The sequence below is a fragment of the Mesorhizobium sp. P3_A9 genome, from assembly GCF_056402975.1.
On the sequence record NZ_JBFUGJ010000116.1, the window covers coordinates 1 to 16630 of the forward strand.

Annotated in this window: 18 protein-coding genes and 1 riboswitch; of the genes, 4 read left to right on the forward strand and 14 right to left on the reverse strand. The window is 62.9% G+C overall.

What is annotated here, in order from left to right:
• Positions 1–154: 154 nt before the first annotated feature.
• From nuoK to AC1DX0_RS17405, 14 genes are all read right to left on the reverse strand, one after another.
• Complete coding sequence (gene nuoK / locus AC1DX0_RS17340; protein ID WP_019858930.1) at positions 155–463, reverse strand: NADH-quinone oxidoreductase subunit NuoK; 309 nt, start codon at positions 461–463, stop codon at positions 155–157.
• Position 464: 1 nt separating this feature from the next.
• Positions 465–1085: an NADH-quinone oxidoreductase subunit J gene (locus tag AC1DX0_RS17345; RefSeq protein ID WP_477356203.1), complete on the reverse strand. Its 621-nt coding sequence runs from the start codon at positions 1083–1085 to the stop codon at positions 465–467.
• A 127-nt stretch (positions 1086–1212) separates the two neighbouring features.
• The gene (gene nuoI / locus AC1DX0_RS17350) at positions 1213–1704 is read right to left on the reverse strand and encodes an NADH-quinone oxidoreductase subunit NuoI (RefSeq protein ID WP_023812382.1); all 492 of its coding nucleotides are present in this window, start codon (positions 1702–1704) and stop codon (positions 1213–1215) included.
• Positions 1704–2747, reverse strand: coding sequence for an NADH-quinone oxidoreductase subunit NuoH (gene nuoH / locus AC1DX0_RS17355; protein WP_477356205.1), 1044 nt, complete (start codon positions 2745–2747; stop codon positions 1704–1706). Before nuoH ends, nuoI begins: the two co-directional genes overlap by 1 nt.
• 2 nt (positions 2748–2749) lie before the next feature.
• The gene (gene nuoG / locus AC1DX0_RS17360; RefSeq protein ID WP_477222081.1) at positions 2750–4831 is read right to left on the reverse strand and encodes an NADH-quinone oxidoreductase subunit NuoG; all 2082 of its coding nucleotides are present in this window, start codon (positions 4829–4831) and stop codon (positions 2750–2752) included.
• Positions 4832–4905: 74 nt separating this feature from the next.
• Positions 4906–5601: an NADH-ubiquinone dehydrogenase gene (locus AC1DX0_RS17365; RefSeq protein ID WP_477222080.1), complete on the reverse strand. Its 696-nt coding sequence runs from the start codon at positions 5599–5601 to the stop codon at positions 4906–4908.
• A gap of 78 nt (positions 5602–5679) precedes the next feature.
• A complete protein-coding gene (gene nuoF, locus AC1DX0_RS17370) occupies positions 5680–6984 on the reverse strand; it encodes an NADH-quinone oxidoreductase subunit NuoF (RefSeq protein WP_477222079.1) in 1305 nt (434 codons plus the stop codon).
• A gap of 11 nt (positions 6985–6995) precedes the next feature.
• Entirely contained in the window at positions 6996–8303 is a 1308-nt protein-coding gene (locus AC1DX0_RS17375; RefSeq protein WP_477356207.1) for an NADH-quinone oxidoreductase subunit E, read from the reverse strand.
• Entirely contained in the window at positions 8303–8662 is a 360-nt protein-coding gene (locus AC1DX0_RS17380) for a hypothetical protein (RefSeq protein WP_477222077.1), read from the reverse strand. Before AC1DX0_RS17380 ends, AC1DX0_RS17375 begins: the two co-directional genes overlap by 1 nt.
• Before the next feature lie 17 nt (positions 8663–8679).
• A complete protein-coding gene (locus AC1DX0_RS17385) occupies positions 8680–9870 on the reverse strand; it encodes an NADH-quinone oxidoreductase subunit D (protein WP_477356209.1) in 1191 nt (396 codons plus the stop codon).
• 66 nt (positions 9871–9936) lie between these two features.
• Positions 9937–10314: a four helix bundle protein gene (locus tag AC1DX0_RS17390; protein ID WP_477222075.1), complete on the reverse strand. Its 378-nt coding sequence runs from the start codon at positions 10312–10314 to the stop codon at positions 9937–9939.
• Between the two features lie 34 nt (positions 10315–10348).
• The gene (locus AC1DX0_RS17395; RefSeq protein ID WP_477222074.1) at positions 10349–10951 is read right to left on the reverse strand and encodes an NADH-quinone oxidoreductase subunit C; all 603 of its coding nucleotides are present in this window, start codon (positions 10949–10951) and stop codon (positions 10349–10351) included.
• 4 nt (positions 10952–10955) lie between these two features.
• The gene (locus AC1DX0_RS17400) at positions 10956–11537 is read right to left on the reverse strand and encodes a NuoB/complex I 20 kDa subunit family protein (RefSeq protein WP_477356211.1); all 582 of its coding nucleotides are present in this window, start codon (positions 11535–11537) and stop codon (positions 10956–10958) included.
• The gene (locus AC1DX0_RS17405) at positions 11528–11893 is read right to left on the reverse strand and encodes an NADH-quinone oxidoreductase subunit A (RefSeq protein ID WP_010910112.1); all 366 of its coding nucleotides are present in this window, start codon (positions 11891–11893) and stop codon (positions 11528–11530) included. Before AC1DX0_RS17405 ends, AC1DX0_RS17400 begins: the two co-directional genes overlap by 10 nt.
• Positions 11894–12225: 332 nt before the next feature.
• Here AC1DX0_RS17405 and AC1DX0_RS17410 point away from each other — a divergent pair, with 332 nt between their 5' ends.
• The 4 genes from AC1DX0_RS17410 to AC1DX0_RS17425 all read left to right on the forward strand — a co-directional run.
• Positions 12226–13425 carry a winged helix-turn-helix domain-containing protein gene (locus AC1DX0_RS17410; RefSeq protein WP_477222073.1) on the forward strand — a complete coding sequence of 400 codons (1200 nt, stop codon included), beginning with the start codon at positions 12226–12228 and terminating at the stop codon, positions 13423–13425.
• 29 nt (positions 13426–13454) lie between these two features.
• Positions 13455–13660, forward strand: a riboswitch (cobalamin riboswitch).
• Positions 13661–13699: 39 nt separating this feature from the next.
• Complete coding sequence (locus tag AC1DX0_RS17415; RefSeq protein WP_477222072.1) at positions 13700–14128, forward strand: DUF1636 family protein; 429 nt, start codon at positions 13700–13702, stop codon at positions 14126–14128.
• A 2-nt stretch (positions 14129–14130) separates the two neighbouring features.
• Complete coding sequence (cobW, locus tag AC1DX0_RS17420; RefSeq protein ID WP_477222071.1) at positions 14131–15168, forward strand: cobalamin biosynthesis protein CobW; 1038 nt, start codon at positions 14131–14133, stop codon at positions 15166–15168.
• A gap of 18 nt (positions 15169–15186) precedes the next feature.
• Positions 15187–16630, forward strand: a 1444-nt coding sequence (locus AC1DX0_RS17425) for a cobaltochelatase subunit CobN (protein WP_477356213.1), incomplete at its 3' end; no start/stop codon positions are given.

Sequence of the window (16630 nt, forward strand, 5' to 3'; positions counted from 1 at the left end):
GAAGAAGGCAACCCACGACAGCACCGCCGAAATCACCAGGAAACCGGAGGTGATGTATTCTGACGCCTTGGCTCCGAGCGAATTGCCGAACAGGCCGACGTTCAGGAAGCCGAGCAGTGGAAGGAAGACGATGGCCTGATACATGGTGGTTCCGTCAACCCTTCATCATGTTCACGTCTTCGACCGCGATCGAGCCGCGGTTGCGGAAGAAGACGACGAGAATGGCAAGTCCGATGGCGGCTTCAGCCGCCGCGACCGTCAGCACGAACAGCGCGAACACCTGGCCGACCAGATCGCCAAGTGCGGCCGAAAAGGCGACGAAATTGATGTTGACCGCAAGCAGGATCAACTCGACCGACATCAGGATGACGATGACGTTCTTGCGGTTCAGGAAGATGCCGAACACGCCGAGCGTGAACAGGATCGCCGATACGGTCAGATAATGTGCGATGCCGACGACCATCTCAGACTCCTTCGCCCGACTTGACCTTGCGRATTTCCATGCCGGTGGCCGGCGTGCGGCCGACCTGGGCTGCGATCGACTGCCGCTTGACCCCTTCCTTGTGGCGCAGCGTCAAAACGATGGCGCCGATCATGGCAACCAGCAGGATGAGGCCCGAAATCTGGAAGTAGTAGAGGTAGTCGGTATAGAGGATGTCGCCGAGTGCCGCCGTGTTCGAGCGCGCGGCGAGATCGGGGATTGGCTTCGAGACCGTCGCGGCCAGCCTCGGCGCGAAAGTATAGCCGCCGAGCACGACGATCAGCTCCGCCGCCAGGATCAGCCCGACCAKCGCRCCGATCGGCGCATATTGCAGMGCGCCSYYCTTSAKCTCGGCGAARTCGACRTCGAGCATCATGACGACGAACAGGAACAGCACCATGACSGCRCCGACRTAGACGACGAGCAGGATCATCGCCAGGAACTCGGCRCCGGTCAGCATGAACAGGCCGGCGGCGTTGAAGAAGGTCAGGATCAGGAACAGCACCGAATGCACGGGGTTGCGCGACGAAATGACCATGAACGCCGACGCCACGGCGACAAAGGCGAAGAGGTAGAAAAAGGCCGCCTCTAGTCCACTCAGCATTGGGGTTCCCCCGGGTTCCTGTTCGAACATGGCGCTCTGCGCCGGGTTCGATTGTTTGCGACCGCCTCCGGTCGGCAAGTTGCGTKKTCCTTAGACGAGGCCCCTCGCCCCGTCCATGCGTCAAATRTCAGCGRTAGGGCGAGTCCAGCGAGATGTTGCGCGCCAGTTCGCGCTCCCACCGGTCGCCATTCGCCAAMAGCTTGTCCTTGTCGTAGTAGAGYTCCTCGCGCGTCTCCGTCGCGAAYTCGAAATTCGGCCCYTCGACGATGGCGTCGACCGGRCAGGCTTCCTGGCAGAAGCCGCAATAGATGCACTTCACCATGTCGATGTCATAACGCACCGTGCGGCGCGTGCCGTCATTGCGGCGTGGGCCGGCCTCGATGGTGATGGCCTGCGCCGGGCAGATCGCCTCGCACAATTTGCAGGCGATGCAGCGTTCCTCGCCATTGGGATAGCGGCGCAATGCGTGCTCGCCACGGAAGCGCGGGCTGGTCGGCCCCTTCTCGTGCGGATAGTTGATCGTCTCCTTCGGCGCGAAGAACTGGCGCATCGACAGGAAGAAGGCGCTGACGAAATCCTGCAGCAGCAGCGATTTTGCGGCCTGTGAAAGAGCGGACATCACGCAAACCCCGTGATCTTGAGGAAGGCTGCGGTGGCGACCACCATGAACAGCGAGATCGGCAGGAACACTTTCCAGCCCAGCCGCATCAGCTGGTCGTAGCGGTAGCGCGGCACGAAGGCTTTCACCATGGAAATGCCGAAGAACACGAAGCAGACCTTCAGCACGAACCAGATGACGCCCGGCACCCAGGTGAAGGGTGCGAAGTCGAAGGGCGGCAGCCAGCCGCCGAGGAACAGRATGGTGGCSAGCGCGCACATYAGCACGATSGCGACATAYTCGCCGAGGAARAACAGCAGGAACGGCGTCGACGAATATTCGACCATGTGGCCGGCGACCAGYTCCGATTCGGCTTCSACCAGATCGAAAGGCGGMCGGTTCGTCTCGGCCAGCGCCGAGATGAAGAAGATGATGAACATCGGRAACAGCGCYAGCCAGTTCCAGTCGAGGAASGTGTTRGGCAGGCCAAGCCGCGTACCAATTCCATCATGCTGCGACAGCACGATATCGGTCAAATTGAGCGAACCGGCGGTGAGCAGCACGGTGACGATGACGAAGCCGATCGAGACTTCGTAGGACACCATCTGGGCAGCCGAACGCAGCGCGCCSARGAACGGATATTTCGAGTTGGATGCCCAGCCGCCCATGATCACGCCATAGACCTCGAGCGAGGAGATGGCGAAGACATAGAGGATGCCGACATTGACGTTGGCGATGGCCCAGCCSTSRTTGACCGGRATGACCGCCCAGGCCGAGATCGCCAGCACCGCCGACACCAGCGGCGCCAGCAGGAACACGCCCTTGTTGGCGCCTGACGGGATGACCGGTTCCTTGAAGACGAATTTCAGCAGATCGGCGAAGGCCTGCAGCGTACCCCAGGGGCCGACGACGTTCGGGCCACGGCGCAACTGCACCGCCGCCCAGATCTTGCGGTCGGCGTAGAGGATGTAGGCGACGAAGACCAGCAGGATAACGATCAGCACGACCGACTTCAGCAGGATGATCAGCGCCGGCAGCACGTAGAAGGAGAAGAAGGTGTCCATGCTTATTCCGCCGCCTGCTTGAAGCCGCTCTTGGCCAGTGCCGAGCATTCCGCCATCACGGCTGACGCCCGCGCGATCGGGTTGGTCAGGTAGAAATCCTTGACCGGAGAGGTGAAGGTGCCCTTGTTCAGCCGCCCACCGAGCTTTGCCACCTTGGCGATATCCTCGGCATTGCCGGCCGCGACCTGATCGATGCGGGCCAGATGCGGGTATTCGCCATAGAGTTTCGCACGCAGCTGCGGCAGCGAATCGAACGGCAGTTTCTTGCCCAGCACGTCCGACAGCGCTCTCAGGATCGCCCAATCCTCGCGGGCATCGCCCGGCGCGAAGCCGGCGCGGTTGGTCTGCTGCACGCGCCCTTCGGTGTTGACATAAGTGGCCGACTTTTCGGTGTAGGCGGCCGCCGGCAGGATGACATTGGCGCGGTGTGCGCCTTGATCGCCATGGGTGCCGATGTAGACGACGAAGGCGCCGCCGGTCTTGCCCATGTCGATCTCGTCGGCGCCGAGCAGGAACAGCACGTCCGTCTCGCCCAGCATGCCGGCGACATCCTTGCCGCCCTCACCCGGCACGAAGCCGAGATCGAGGCCGCCGACACGTCCGGCCGCGTTGTGCAGCACGGCAAAGCCGTTCCAGTCCGCCCGCGCTGCGTTGACCGCCGCAGCGAGCTTGGCCGCCTGGCCGAGCACCGCCGCACCATCGGCACGCGACAGCGCGCCCTGACCGACGATGATCAGCGGATGCGTCGCCTTCTTCAGCGTCTGGAAGAACTTGCCATTGCCGTCGGCCAGATCCTTCAGCGAATCCGGGCCGGCGCCCAGCAGTTCGTATTCGTAGCGCGTGTCGCCGACATCGCCGATGACGCCGACCGGTAGATTGCCGACCCGCCAGCGCTTGCGGATGCGGGCGTTGAGCACCGAGGCTTCATAGCGCGGGTTGGCGCCGATGATCAGCACCGCGTCGGCCTGCTCGATGCCTTCGATGGTCGAATTGAAGATGTAGCTGGCGCGGCCGAGCGCCGGATCGAGTGCGGCGCCATCCTGGCGGCAGTCGGTGTTCTTCGAACCGAGCGAAGCCATCAGTTGCTTCAGCGCGTAGATTTCCTCGACCGCCGCGAGATCGCCGGCAATAGCACCGATCTTCTCGGGCGCGGCCTTCGACACCGCGTCCTTGATCGCCGCAAAAGCCTCGGCCCAGCTTGCAGGAACCAGCTTGCCATCCTTGCGCACATAGGGGCGGTCSAGGCGCTGCGTGCGCAAKCCATCCCAGATGAAGCGGGTCTTGTCGGAAATCCACTCCTCATTCACCTGCTCGTTGACGCGCGGCAGGATGCGCATCACTTCGCGGCCACGGCTATCGACGCGGATCGCCGAGCCGACGGCATCCATCACGTCGATGGATTCGGTCTTGGTCAGTTCCCAAGGCCGCGCCTGGAAGGCGAAGGGCTTTGAGGTCAGCGCGCCGACCGGGCAAAGGTCAATGACGTTGCCCTGCAGCTCCGAGGTCATGGCGCTTTCGAGATAGGTGGTGATCTCGGCGTCCTCGCCACGGCCGATCAGGCCAAGTTCGGAAATGCCGGCGACTTCGGTGGTGAAGCGGACGCAGCGCGTGCAGTGGATGCAGCGGTTCATCACCGTCTTGACCAGCGGGCCGATATACTTGTCTTCGACCGCGCGCTTGTTCTCGTGATAGCGCGAGGAATCGACGCCGAAGGCCATTGCCTGGTCCTGCAGGTCGCACTCGCCACCCTGGTCGCAGATCGGGCAATCCAGCGGATGGTTGATCAGCAGGAACTCCATCACGCCTTCCCGGGCCTTCTTGACCATCGGCGTGTTGGTGAAGATTTCCGGCGGTTCGCCATTCGGGCCGGGGCGCAAATCGCGCACGCCCATGGCGCAGGAAGCCTGCGGCTTGGGCGGCCCACCCTTCACCTCGATCAGGCACATGCGGCAATTGCCGGCGATCGACAGCCGCTCATGGAAGCAGAAGCGCGGCACTTCCGCGCCCGCGTCTTCCGCCGCCTGCAGCAGCGTGTAGTGGTCGGGTACAGTGATCTCTTTCCCGTCGACCTTGAGCTTTGCCATTTCGCTTCAAACCCCTGCGGATTTCCCGCAATCTCATTTCCCGGGCGCGGCAAACGCAGCACCCGGCATTTCATTCACTTCTTCGCGGCCAGCACCGCGGCCTGGGCAGTCCAGTCGTCGCGGCCGATGCGGCCGTTGAACGACAGATAATCGTCAACCCAGGCGATCTCCTGCGGCGACCAGCCGGCGATCTGGGCATATGTCCAGATACCGAGCCCGTTCAGCACCTTTTCCAGCTTCGGACCGATACCCGATATCGCCTTCAGGTCCGACGGTTTCGCCGGCTTGTCGATAGCCTTGGGCTGCCTGAAATCCTCGGGCAGCAGCGCGTCGGCGGCCTCACTCGTTGCCGGAGCGACATTCACCGCCGGCGCCGTGGTGGCGGCTTCCTTCGCGGCAATGTCGGTGACTTCCTGCGCAAAGGACTGCGCCTCGGCAATCATGGTCTTCGCCGTCGCCCGCGCCTTGGTGGACGACGAGTTCGCGTCCTCGAACTGCTCGACGCGCGCCTCGAAATCCTCGATCAGCGGCTGCATCAGCCGCTGCGATGCCTCGGCGGCACCCGAAAGCGCGCCCAGCCAAACGCCGAAGGCATGGTTCGCGAGCCCAAAGCCAAGCGCCGACATCGCCGCCGCACCCGCGACAGGGTGCACGAAAAGGTTGACGGCGCTGGCCATCTCCTTCGGCATCATCCTGGTCAGGTCCTGGTTCATCTTCTCGAGCTGGTCCAAATTGGGCATCATTGGGTAGGGTGTCGAATACGGCGCCATAGAGTTCTCCTGGTCGTTCTTCGTTCGCCCCGCCCCGCTAGTCTCGCTTCGGGCTTTCGCCCGCAGTCACAAATTCGTCTATTCCGCCGCCACCATCACCGGCTCGGCCCGGTGCGCGTTTCGCGAAAACTCGTCGATACGCCGCTCAACCTCGCCGCGGAAATGCCGCATCAGGCCCTGGATCGGCCACGCCGCCGCATCGCCCAGCGCGCAGATCGTGTGGCCTTCGATCTGCTTGGTGACGTCGAGCAGCATGTCGATCTCGCGCTTCTGCGCCTCGCCGCGCACCAGCCGCTCCATCACCCGCCACATCCAGCCGGTGCCTTCGCGGCACGGCGTGCACTGGCCGCAGCTCTCATGCTTGTAGAAGTAGGACAACCGGGCAATCGCCTTCACGACATCGGTCGACTTGTCCATGACGATGACGGCGGCCGTGCCGAGGCCGGACTTCAAGTCGCGCAAAGCGTCGAAATCCATCGGTGTGTCGATGATCTGCTCGGCCGGCACCAGCGGCACCGAAGCGCCGCCCGGAATGACCGCGAGCAGATTGTCCCAGCCGCCGCGAATGCCGCCGCAATGCGTTTCGATCAGCTCGCGGAACGGGATCGACATCGCCTCTTCGACGGTGCACGGATTGTTGACGTGGCCGGAGATGCAGAACAGCTTGGTGCCGACATTGTTGGGCCGGCCGAAGGACGAGAACCAGGCCGCKCCGCGACGCAGGATGGTCGGCGCCACCGCGATCGACTCGACATTGTTGACCGTTGTCGGACAACCGTACAAGCCGACATTGGCCGGGAATGGCGGCTTCAGTCTCGGCTGACCCTTCTTGCCTTCGAGGCTTTCAAGCAGCGCCGTCTCTTCGCCGCAGATATAGGCGCCGGCGCCGTGATGCATGTAGATGTCGAAATCATAGCCGGAGGTGTTGTTCTTGCCGATCAGCTTGGCCTCGTAGGCCTCCTCGATGGCACGCTGCAGCGCCTCGCGCTCGCGGATGAACTCGCCGCGCACATAGATGTAGGCCGCGATCGCGCCCATGGCGAAGCCGGCGAGCAACGCGCCCTCGACCAGCGTGTGCGGGTCATTGCGCAGGATGTCGCGGTCCTTGCAGGTGCCGGGCTCGGATTCGTCGGCATTGATGACCAGGTAGCTCGGCCGGCCGTCGCTCTGCTTGGGCATGAACGACCATTTGAGACCGGTCGGGAAGCCGGCGCCACCGCGGCCGCGCAGGCCTGATGCCTTCATCTCGTTGACGATCCAGTCGCGCCCCTTGGCGACGAGGCCGGGCGTGTTGTCCCAGGCGCCGCGCGCCATCGCGCCGGCCAGCGACTTGTCGAAGAGGCCGTAGATGTTGGTGAAGATGCGGTCTTTGTCCTGAAGCATTTTTCTTACCCTCAGACCGGCTTCTTGCCGAAAACGCGGATGTATTCGGCGACGCCGCCCTTGGCGAGCGCCTTGGCCTGCTTGACCCAGTCGTCGCGGTCGATGCGGCCGTGGAAGGAGAGATAGCCGTCCACCCACTCGCGCTCGGCCTTCTTCCAGGAAGCGACCTGCGCRAAGGTGAAAATACCAAGCGTATGCAGGATRCCCTCGATCTTCGGSCCGACGCCGGAGATCAGCTTGAGATCGTCGACCGSSGCCGGCCTGTCGATACCGGCCGGACGGTTCTTGTCCTCCAGCGACGGCTTTACCGGCTTTGCCGCCGGCGCCTTGGTTTCCGGCGCCTTGAAGGCAGCGGCCGGCTCGGCCTTGGCCGTCGGCCCATTGCGCTGCTTGGCGACCTGCTCGACTTCCGGCGCTGCCGTGTTGGCGTTGGCGGCCGAATGCGGCGGTGCCGAAACGCTCGCCGCCTTCTCCGCCGCCGGCGCCACCTTGGTCGCCGAAGGCGTCTTCAAGGCCGGGCTGGTYTCSGGCGCRTCGGTCTTCGGCTTGCCGGCATTSGACGGYGCCACKGGTGCGGCAGCCGGCACTTGCGCCGCAGGCGCAGCCGGCGTGGCTGCGGCCGGAGCGGCGGCAGCGGTCGGCGCCGCATTCTGGGCGGCCTTGGTCGCCGCCTTGGCTTCCTTGTCACGGGTCGACTTGAGGATCGCCTTTTCGCTCTTCAGCGTCGTCAGGCCGGAGGCCGGCTCCGAGCTGGTGCGGCCGTTCTGCGGCCCCGGCGCAACCGAGGCGCCCTTGCCCGCATCATAGAGATCGATGATTTCGGCCAGCCGTTCCGGCGTCAGATCCTCGAACGTGTCCTTGAAGACCATGACCATCGGTGCGTTGACGCAGGCGCCAAGGCACTCGACCTCTTCCCACGACAAGGTGCCCTTGTCGTTGGTGTGGAACTGGTCGTGATGGATTTTCGAGCGGCAAACATCCATCAGCGCTTCCGAGCCGCGCAGCATGCAAGGCGTGGTGCCGCAGACYTGGATGTGCGCGCGGGTGCCAACGGGATTCAACTGATACTGCGTGTAGAAGGTCGCGACCTCGAGCCCGCGGATACGCGGCATGCCGAGCATGTCGGAAATCGTCTCGATCGCCGCCTTGGTGACCCAGCCTTCCTGCTCCTGCGCGATCATCAGCAAGGGAATGATCGCCGACTGCTCACGGCCCTTCGGGTACTTCTTGATCCATTGCTTCGCCGCTGCCGCGTTCGCCCGGTTGAAGGCGAAGGAGGCTGGCTGGACGCTGGCATCTGCTAGACGGCGGACTGACATTAGTTTTGAACTCTGTTGTAGCAGTCGAAATAGAAACGAGGGTCGGACCTCGCCAAGACGGCGGTGCTCTCATCGTTTCCGATTTTTTTCCAGGTAGTGTCGACATAGTCGCGATATTCTCGGTACCGATCCGAGCAATCGCCGCCAAGCGCCAGCTTCCAGTCCGGATATTGCGTATCCGCGCTGAGATACCAACCCGAATCCAAACTCCAAAGCCTGCCCATCTCGGTGATCCTGCACTTGACATTTGTCTTCAAGCCCTCAAGTGCGCAGGACACCCAATAGGCTTGCGGCGAGCTGCCCCACGCGGCAACCGCACCCATGCCGGTAACACCGGCGGCAAAGCCGACAGTAACCAACAGGGCGCCTCGCGTGCTCACCGATCGACCTCACCAAACACGATGTCGAGGGAGCCGAGAACGGCGGTGACGTCGGCCAGCATGTGGCCGCGGCAGAGGAAATCCATGGCTTGCAGATGCGCAAACCCAGGGGCGCGCAGCTTGCAGCGGTACGGCTTGTTCGAGCCGTCGGAGACGAGATAGACGCCGAATTCGCCCTTCGGCGCCTCGACCGCCGCATAGACCTCGCCGGCCGGCACACGGTAGCCCTCGGTGTAGAGCTTGAAGTGATGGATCAGCGCTTCCATCGAGCGCTTCATCGCCTGGCGCTTTGGCGGCACGACCTTGCCGTCGAGGTTCGACACCGGACCGGTGCTTTCCTTGCCGAGCAAGAGATCGACGCACTGGCGCATGATCCGCGCCGACTGGCGCATCTCTTCCATGCGCACGAGATAACGGTCGTAGCAGTCGCCGTTCTTGCCGATCGGAATGTCGAAATCCATTTCCGAATAGCATTCATAGGGCTGCGACTTGCGCAGATCCCAGGGCGCGCCCGAACCGCGCACCATGACGCCSGARAAACCCCAGGCCCAGGCATCGGCCAGCGAAACAATGCCGATATCGACATTGCGCTGCTTGAAGATGCGGTTGCCGGTCAGCAGACGATCGAGATCATCGATCGACTTCAGGAACGGGTCGATCCAYTTGCCGATATCCTCGACCAGCTKMYGYGGCAGGTCCTGGTGMACGCCGCCGGGCCGGAAATAGGCSGCATGCATGCGCGAGCCSGARGCGCGCTCATARAACACCATCAGCTTTTCGCGYTCGACGAAGCCCCACAGCGGCGGCGTCAGCGCGCCGACGTCCATCGCCTGCGTCGTCACATTGAGGATATGCGACATGATGCGGCCGATTTCGCAATAAAGCACGCGGATCAGCTGGCCGCGCCTCGGCACCTCGATGCCGAGCAGACGCTCGACGGCAAGCGCGAAGGCATGCTCCTGGTTCATCGGCGCGCAATAATCGAGCCGGTCGAGATAAGGCACAGCCTGCAGATAGGTTTTTGCCTCGATCAGCTTTTCCGTGCCGCGATGCAAAAGTCCGATATGCGGATCGACGCGGTCGACGACTTCGCCGTCGAGTTCCAGCACAAGGCGCAAAACGCCATGCGCCGCAGGGTGCTGCGGCCCGAAATTGATGTTGAAATTGCGGACGGAGGTTTCAGCCATTCTGGCGCCTCTGACGATGAGTCAGTAGTGAGTAGTGAGTAGTGATCATCAATCTCAATGCCTGCTTCATTCCGCCTGCTTGGCCTGCACCGTTCGGATAAGAGATCTCATCATTTTTCCAATCTCTTCGCATCGCAGGAGCAGTTCAATCTCATTGTCTTTTCGTAGCAAGCCTACCCGGCATGCCAGCAGTATGTGCGTTTCCAGTTCCTTCAACGAGCCTTGCGACATGCGCAAAAATTGAACGAACGACCCTCTGTTTTCCCGACCGTATCCCTCTGCGATATTCGCCGCGATCGAAACCGCCGATCGCCGTATCTGAGAGGTCATGCCGTAAATCTCATCCCTCGGAAATTCTTTGGTGAAGCGATAACAATCTTCAGCGAGCGTCATCGCCGATTGCCACACCTTCAAGTCACGATAAGATTCGATCCGTTGCTCCAACTCTTTCCCTACTGACTACTGACTACTTCCCTACTCACTGTTTCGCTTTTTCGTCCCCGGGCAGCACGTAGTCGGTGCCTTCCCAAGGGGAAAGAAAATCAAAATTGCGAAATTCCTGCTTGAGCTCGACCGGCTCGTAGATGACGCGCTTGGCYTCGTCGTCGTAGCGCACTTCGACRAAGCCGGTCAGCGGGAAATCCTTGCGCAGYGGATGGCCTTCGAAACCGTAATCGGTCAGCAGACGGCGCAGATCGGGATGGCCCGAGAACAGCACGCCATAGAGATCGTAGGTCTCGCGCTCGAACCAGTCGGCACCTGGGAAAACGCCGGTGATCGACGGCACCATTGTCTCCTCGTCGGCCAGAACCTTGACGCGGATGCGCACATTCTGTTTCGGCGACAGCAGATGGTAGACGACGTCGAAGCGCTTGGTCCGCGACGGATAGTCGGCGCCGCAGACATCGATGATCGAGATGAACTGGCAGCGCGCATCGTCGCGCAAGAAGGTCATCACCTCGATGAGATCGCCCGGCTCGACATGGATGGTGAGCTCGCCATAGGCGATATCAGCGCCATTGACGCGACCAATCAGCTTTTCGCCGAGATAGGTCGACAGTTCGCTAAGGGATGCGGCCATGGATTTACCGTTCGATCGTGCCGGTGCGGCGGATTTTCTTCTGCAGGAGAAGAATGCCGTAGAGCAGGGCTTCAGCGCTCGGCGGGCAGCCGGGCACATAGATGTCGACCGGCACGACGCGATCGCAGCCGCGCACCACCGAATAGGAATAGTGGTAGTAGCCGCCGCCATTGGCGCACGAGCCCATCGAGATGACGTAGCGCGGCTCCGGCATCTGGTCGTAGACCTTGCGCAGCGCCGGCGCCATTTTGTTGGTCAGCGTGCCGGCGACGATCATGATGTCGGACTGGCGCGGCGACGCGCGCGGGGCGACGCCGAAGCGCTCCGAGTCATAGCGCGGCATCGAGGTGTGGATCATCTCGACCGCGCAGCACGCCAGACCAAAGGTCATGAACATCAGCGAGCCGCTGCGCGCCCAGGTGATCAGCGCCTCGGTCGAGGTGACCAGAAAACCCTTGTCGGCAAGCTCGTTGTTGATTTCGAGGAAGAAGGGATCGTCCTCCCCCACCGGCTTGCCGGTGTTGGGATCGATGATGCCCTTCGGCTTCGGCGYGACGAGGGTGCCTGAACTGTCGTTCAATCCCATTCCAGCGCTCCTTTTTTCCATTCATAGGCAAAGCCGATGGTCAGCACTGCCAAAAACACCATCATCGACCAGAAGCCGAGCATGCCGATYTTCGAGAAGGAKACCGCCCASGGAAACAGRAAGGCCACTTCCAGRTCGAAGATGATGAACAGGATCGACACCAGGTAGAAACGGATGTCGAATTTCATGCGGGCGTCGTCGAACGAGTTGAAACCGCACTCGTACGCGGAAAGCTTTTCGGGATCGGGATTGCGGTAAGCCACCAGGAACGGTGCGGCCAGCAGCGCCAGGCCGACGACCAGTGCCACGCCGATGAACAGGACGATGGGCAGGTACGAACTGAGGAGTGCGTTCATGCAGCGGTTTCCGTTGGCGCCAATCCACTTTGATTACAGCACCGGACCTTAATGCGGAAGCGTGACAGTTTAACCGCTGAACCGTTTTAAGGGGCCTATGCTGCAACGCGGCGAGGGTTAGCGCAGCACTTCCAGCGAAGCAAGTCAAACCTTGTTCAAAACGCAGTGCTGGACGGCATATCCGAAGAAACTGGTCCGATCCGCTCTTGTTTGATTTCCTTCACTTTTTACTCCACTTTTCTCTCCTGACAGGGTTGCCGCCAAAACCCTGCTAGCATGAGCTGGAATCACCCGTCAGAACCTCGGTTCAACAAGCCCTCAGAGTCCGCCGAATGAAGGAAAAGATCTCGCTCGCCACCGCCCGGCGCATCGCGCTCGCCGCTCAAGGGTTTCTTGATCCGCGCCCAAATGGCACACCCGACCGCCGCCACTTCGCCCGTGTGCTCTCCCGCACCGGCCTGCTGCAGATCGATTCCGTCAGCGCGGTGGTGCGCGCGCATTATATGCCGCTCTATTCGCGCCTTGGCCCCTACCCGCTCGCTCTGCTCGACAATGCTGCGGTGACGCGCAAGCGCACGGTCTTCGAATACTGGGCGCATGAGGCGTCGTTCCTGCCGGTCGAGACCTATCCGCTGATGCGTTGGCGCATGCAGCGCGCCGAGCAAGGCGACGAAATGTATCTGGGATTGGCCAAATGGGGCCGCGAGCACGCCGCCTATATAGAAGAGATCTACCGCGCGGTCGCCGAGCGCGGCCCGATCGCTGCTTCAGCACTCGAAGGTCAGAAGGGCTCGGGCGGCTGGTGGGGCTGGAGCCATGCCAAGCACGCCTTCGAATGGCTGTTCTGGGCCGGGCGCATTACGACGGCGCACCGCCGTGGCTTCGAACGCTTCTACGACCTGCCGGAGCGCGTGCTGCCGCAGGCGATCCTCGATCTGCCGGTGCCGGCCGCCGAGGACGCGCATCGCGAATTGCTGCGCATTTCCGCCCGCGCCCACGGCATCGCGACATCAAGCGACCTGCGCGACTATTTCCGGCTGTCGCCAGCCGACATGAAGGGGCGGCTGGAGGAACTGGTCGAGACCGGCGAGTTGGTGCCGGTGCGTGTCGAAGGCTGGGACAAGCCGGCTTACCTTCACAGGGACGCCCGTTTGCCCCGAAAAATCGAGGCCCGCGCCTTGCTGGCGCCGTTCGATCCTGTTGTCTTCGAGCGGTCGCGCTCGGAGCGGCTGTTCGATTTCCACTACCGCATCGAGATCTACACACCGGCCGAAAAGCGGCAATACGGCTACTACGTCCTGCCCTTCCTGCTCGGCGACCGGATCGTGGCACGCGTCGACCTCAAGGCAGACCGGCCGGCCAGCGTCCTGCGCGTCCATGCCGCCTACTCCGAGCCCGGCGCACCGCCTGAAACAGCGGCAGAACTCTTCGAGGAACTGAAGCAGATGCAGGGCTGGCTCGGGCTCGAGCGCATGGAAGTGACGCCGGCCGGCGATTTGGGGCCGGCGCTGGCCGACATGGCGGTGTCGTAAGCTCGCGTTGACACCGCTACCCGCAAAAGCCTAAATCCGGTTCAGACGGTCCCTTGCCCGCAACGGCAAGGGCTAAGAGGGAATGCGGTGCGGGATTTCGATCTCAAATCCGCGGCTGTCCCCGCAACTGTAAGCGAAGAGCCAAGGCCGAAAGCCACTGGGAGGTTCCCGGGAAGGCGGCTACCGAAGGCGATGACTCGCGAGCCAGGAGACCTGCCGTCTGCGACAGAAGAATCCGATCGCCCGGCGGGTTTCCGGGCAAGGAGCCCGGTTTTTGGACCAGAACAGCAGTTTTTCGGCTGGCACAGCGGATATTCCGTCCGCCAACAGTGATGCTTTGGCCGGCGTCACCATCATTGTCTGCGCCTCCTGCCGCGATGAGACCGGCTCGGATGCCCATCCGCGTGCCGGCGAACTTTTGGCTGAGGACACGCGCCGTGCAGCGTCTGACGACCATATCCGCGTGCGCACGGTCGAATGCCTCGGCAATTGCAAGCGTCGGCTCAGCGCCGCCATCCTGCGCGACGGCTGCTGGAGCTATGTGTTTGGCGACCTGACCCTGACCAGTGGCGCCGACCTCGTCACCGGCGCAAAGCTCTTCGCCACGTCAACGGACGGCCTCATCCCATGGCGCGGCCGGCCCGATTCGCTCAAGCGCGGCCTCGTGGCCCGCATTCCACCCCTCGACATGCTGAAGGACTAACCATGACCGCTTCCGTCTCCCGTGTTCCCTGCACTGTCGTCACCGGCTTCCTTGGCGCCGGCAAGACGACGCTGGTCCGCCATCTCCTGGAAAACGCCGGCGGCAAGCGCATCGCCATCATCGTCAACGAGTTCGGCGATATCGGTATCGACGGCGAGATTTTGAAAGGCTGCGGCATCGACACGTGCCCGGAAGAAAACATCGTCGAACTGGCCAATGGCTGCATCTGCTGCACCGTCGCCGACGATTTCGTGCCGGCGCTCGACAAGATCCTGTCGCTGACGCCGAAGGTCGACCATATCCTGATCGAGACCTCGGGCCTCGCTCTGCCCAAGCCGCTGGTCCAGGCTTTCCAGTGGCCGACGGTGAAGAGCCGTGTGACCGTCGACGGCGTCATTGCGGTTGTCGATGGCCCGGCGCTTGCCGAAGGCCGCGTCGCCAACGACATGGACGCCTTGCAGGCGCAGCGCGCCGGGGATGACAGCCTCGACCATGACGACCCGGTCGAGGAGGTGTTCGAGGACCAGATCGCCTGCGCCGACCTGATCATCCTGTCGAAGAGCGACCTGATGGACGCCGCCGGCTCGGCCCGCGCCAATGCCATCATTGGCGAACACTCCGCCCGAGCCGTGAAGATCGTGCCGACGTCGTATGGCAAGGTCGACCCCTCGGTGCTGCTCGGCCTCGGGCTCGCCGTCGAGGACGACATCGAAAACCGCAAGTCCCATCATGACGGCGCGTTCGACCACGAGCATGACGACTTCGACACCTTCATCGTCGACATTGCCTCGATCGCCAATCCGGACGAGCTGGCCAAGCGCGTCGCCACCGCCGCCGAACARGAAAACGTRCTGCGCGTGAAAGGCTTCGTCGAGGTCGGCGGCAAACCGATGCGGCTTTTGCTGCAGGCCGTCGGCCCGCGCGTCAATCATTACTACGACCGCGCTTGGACCGCTGAGGATGACCGCCGCTCGCGCCTCGTCGTCATCGGCCTCAAGGGGCTGAACCGCCCGGCAATCGAGCGTATACTCGCCGGCTGATCTCGGACACGGGCCGCGATGCACATCCTCACCACGACCTCCGCCTCGCTCGACGATCTCGCCGAGCCGGTCGATCTGCGGCAGACGCCGGCGGATATCGTGGCCCTGTCCTTCACCGACAGCGACCTTGCCGGCCTTGCGGCAGCGTGGAAAGCGGATGCCGACCGCCTGCCCTCGATGCGGCTGGCCGCACTTCGCGACCTGCGCCATCCCATGTCCGTTGACCTCTGGGTCGACAGCGTCGCCCGCCACGCCAAGATCATCCTGGTGCGCATCCTCGGCGGCTACGACTGGTGGCGCTATGGCTGCGACCAGCTTGCCGCGACCGCCCGCGAACACGGGATTAAACTCGCGCTGCTTCCAGGTGAAAGCCACGACGAGGATATCAGGCTGATCGAAGCCTCGACGCTGCCACGCGAGGAATTGGATAGCCTGCTCGGCTATTTCCGCGAGGGCGGCCCGGCCAATATGAGCGCACTGGTGCAGCGGCTGGCGGGGCTGGCGGGACGGGAAGCAGCTGTCACCGAGCCGGTCAGCGTGCCGAAAGCGGGCTACTACGAGCCGAACCGCGGCGTCGTCCCCCTCCCCCTCCAAGGGGAGGAAAATGCCGCTCCCGTCATTCCCATCCTGTTCTACCGCTCGATGCTGCTCGCCGCCGATGTCGAGCCCGTCGACGCCCTTTTTGAAGCGCTCCGCCAACGCGGTATCGCGCCGGTCCCAATCTTCGTCTCCAGCCTGAAAGACCCGACCTCGCTGGCGTTCGTGGAAACCGCGCTGGCCGCCCTGAACCCCGCCGCCATCATCACCGCGACCGCCTTCGCCTCCGGCGCCGAACCCAGCGTCGAAACCCTGTTCGACCGTGCCGGCGTGCCCGTCTTCCAGGTCATCGTCGCCACCACCCGCCGCGACGTCTGGGAGAACAACCAGCGCGGCCTGGCGCCCGCCGACCTTGCCATGCATGTCGTGCTGCCGGAGCTGGACGGCCGCATCCTCGCCGGCGCCATTTCCTTCAAGGGCGAGAGCGATGTCGATCCAGCACTTGGCCACCGCGCCTTTGCCAACCGGCCGGAACCGGATCGCGTGGCGCAGGTCGCGGACCGTGTGGCAGCGTTCATCAAGTTGCAGGAGACTCCGCGCGCAGAGCGCAAGCTGGCTATTCTGATCCCGGATTATCCAAGCGCGCCTGGGCGCACCGGCTATGCTGTCGGCCTTGACGTGCCTTCCAGTGTGCTGGCGATGCTGCATGACCTGAGCGAACAGGGCTATGTGGTTGAGGGGATTCCGCAAACGCCGCGTGAATTGCTGGATTTGCTGGAGCGGGGCAATGATGGGCCGGGGTTGGAAGATTATCTGACCTTCTCGAAGGAATTGCCGGTTGAGGCAATGACCGCCGTCGAGGCGGCGTGGGGGGAAGCAGAAGACGAGACAGGTTTGTGCGAAGCACCCCCCTCTGTCCTGCCGG

Bases quoted from the DNA above. Each gene is read 5' to 3' on its own strand.
- nuoK (WP_019858930.1), bottom strand. From the start codon at position 463: ATGGTCGTCGGCATCGCACATTATCTGACCGTATCGGCGATCCTGTTC.
- AC1DX0_RS17365 (WP_477222080.1), bottom strand. From the start codon at position 5,601: ATGGCGCCGTATTCGACACCCTACCCAATGATGCCCAATTTGGACCAG.
- AC1DX0_RS17410 (WP_477222073.1), top strand. From the start codon at position 12,226: ATGAAGGAAAAGATCTCGCTCGCCACCGCCCGGCGCATCGCGCTCGCC.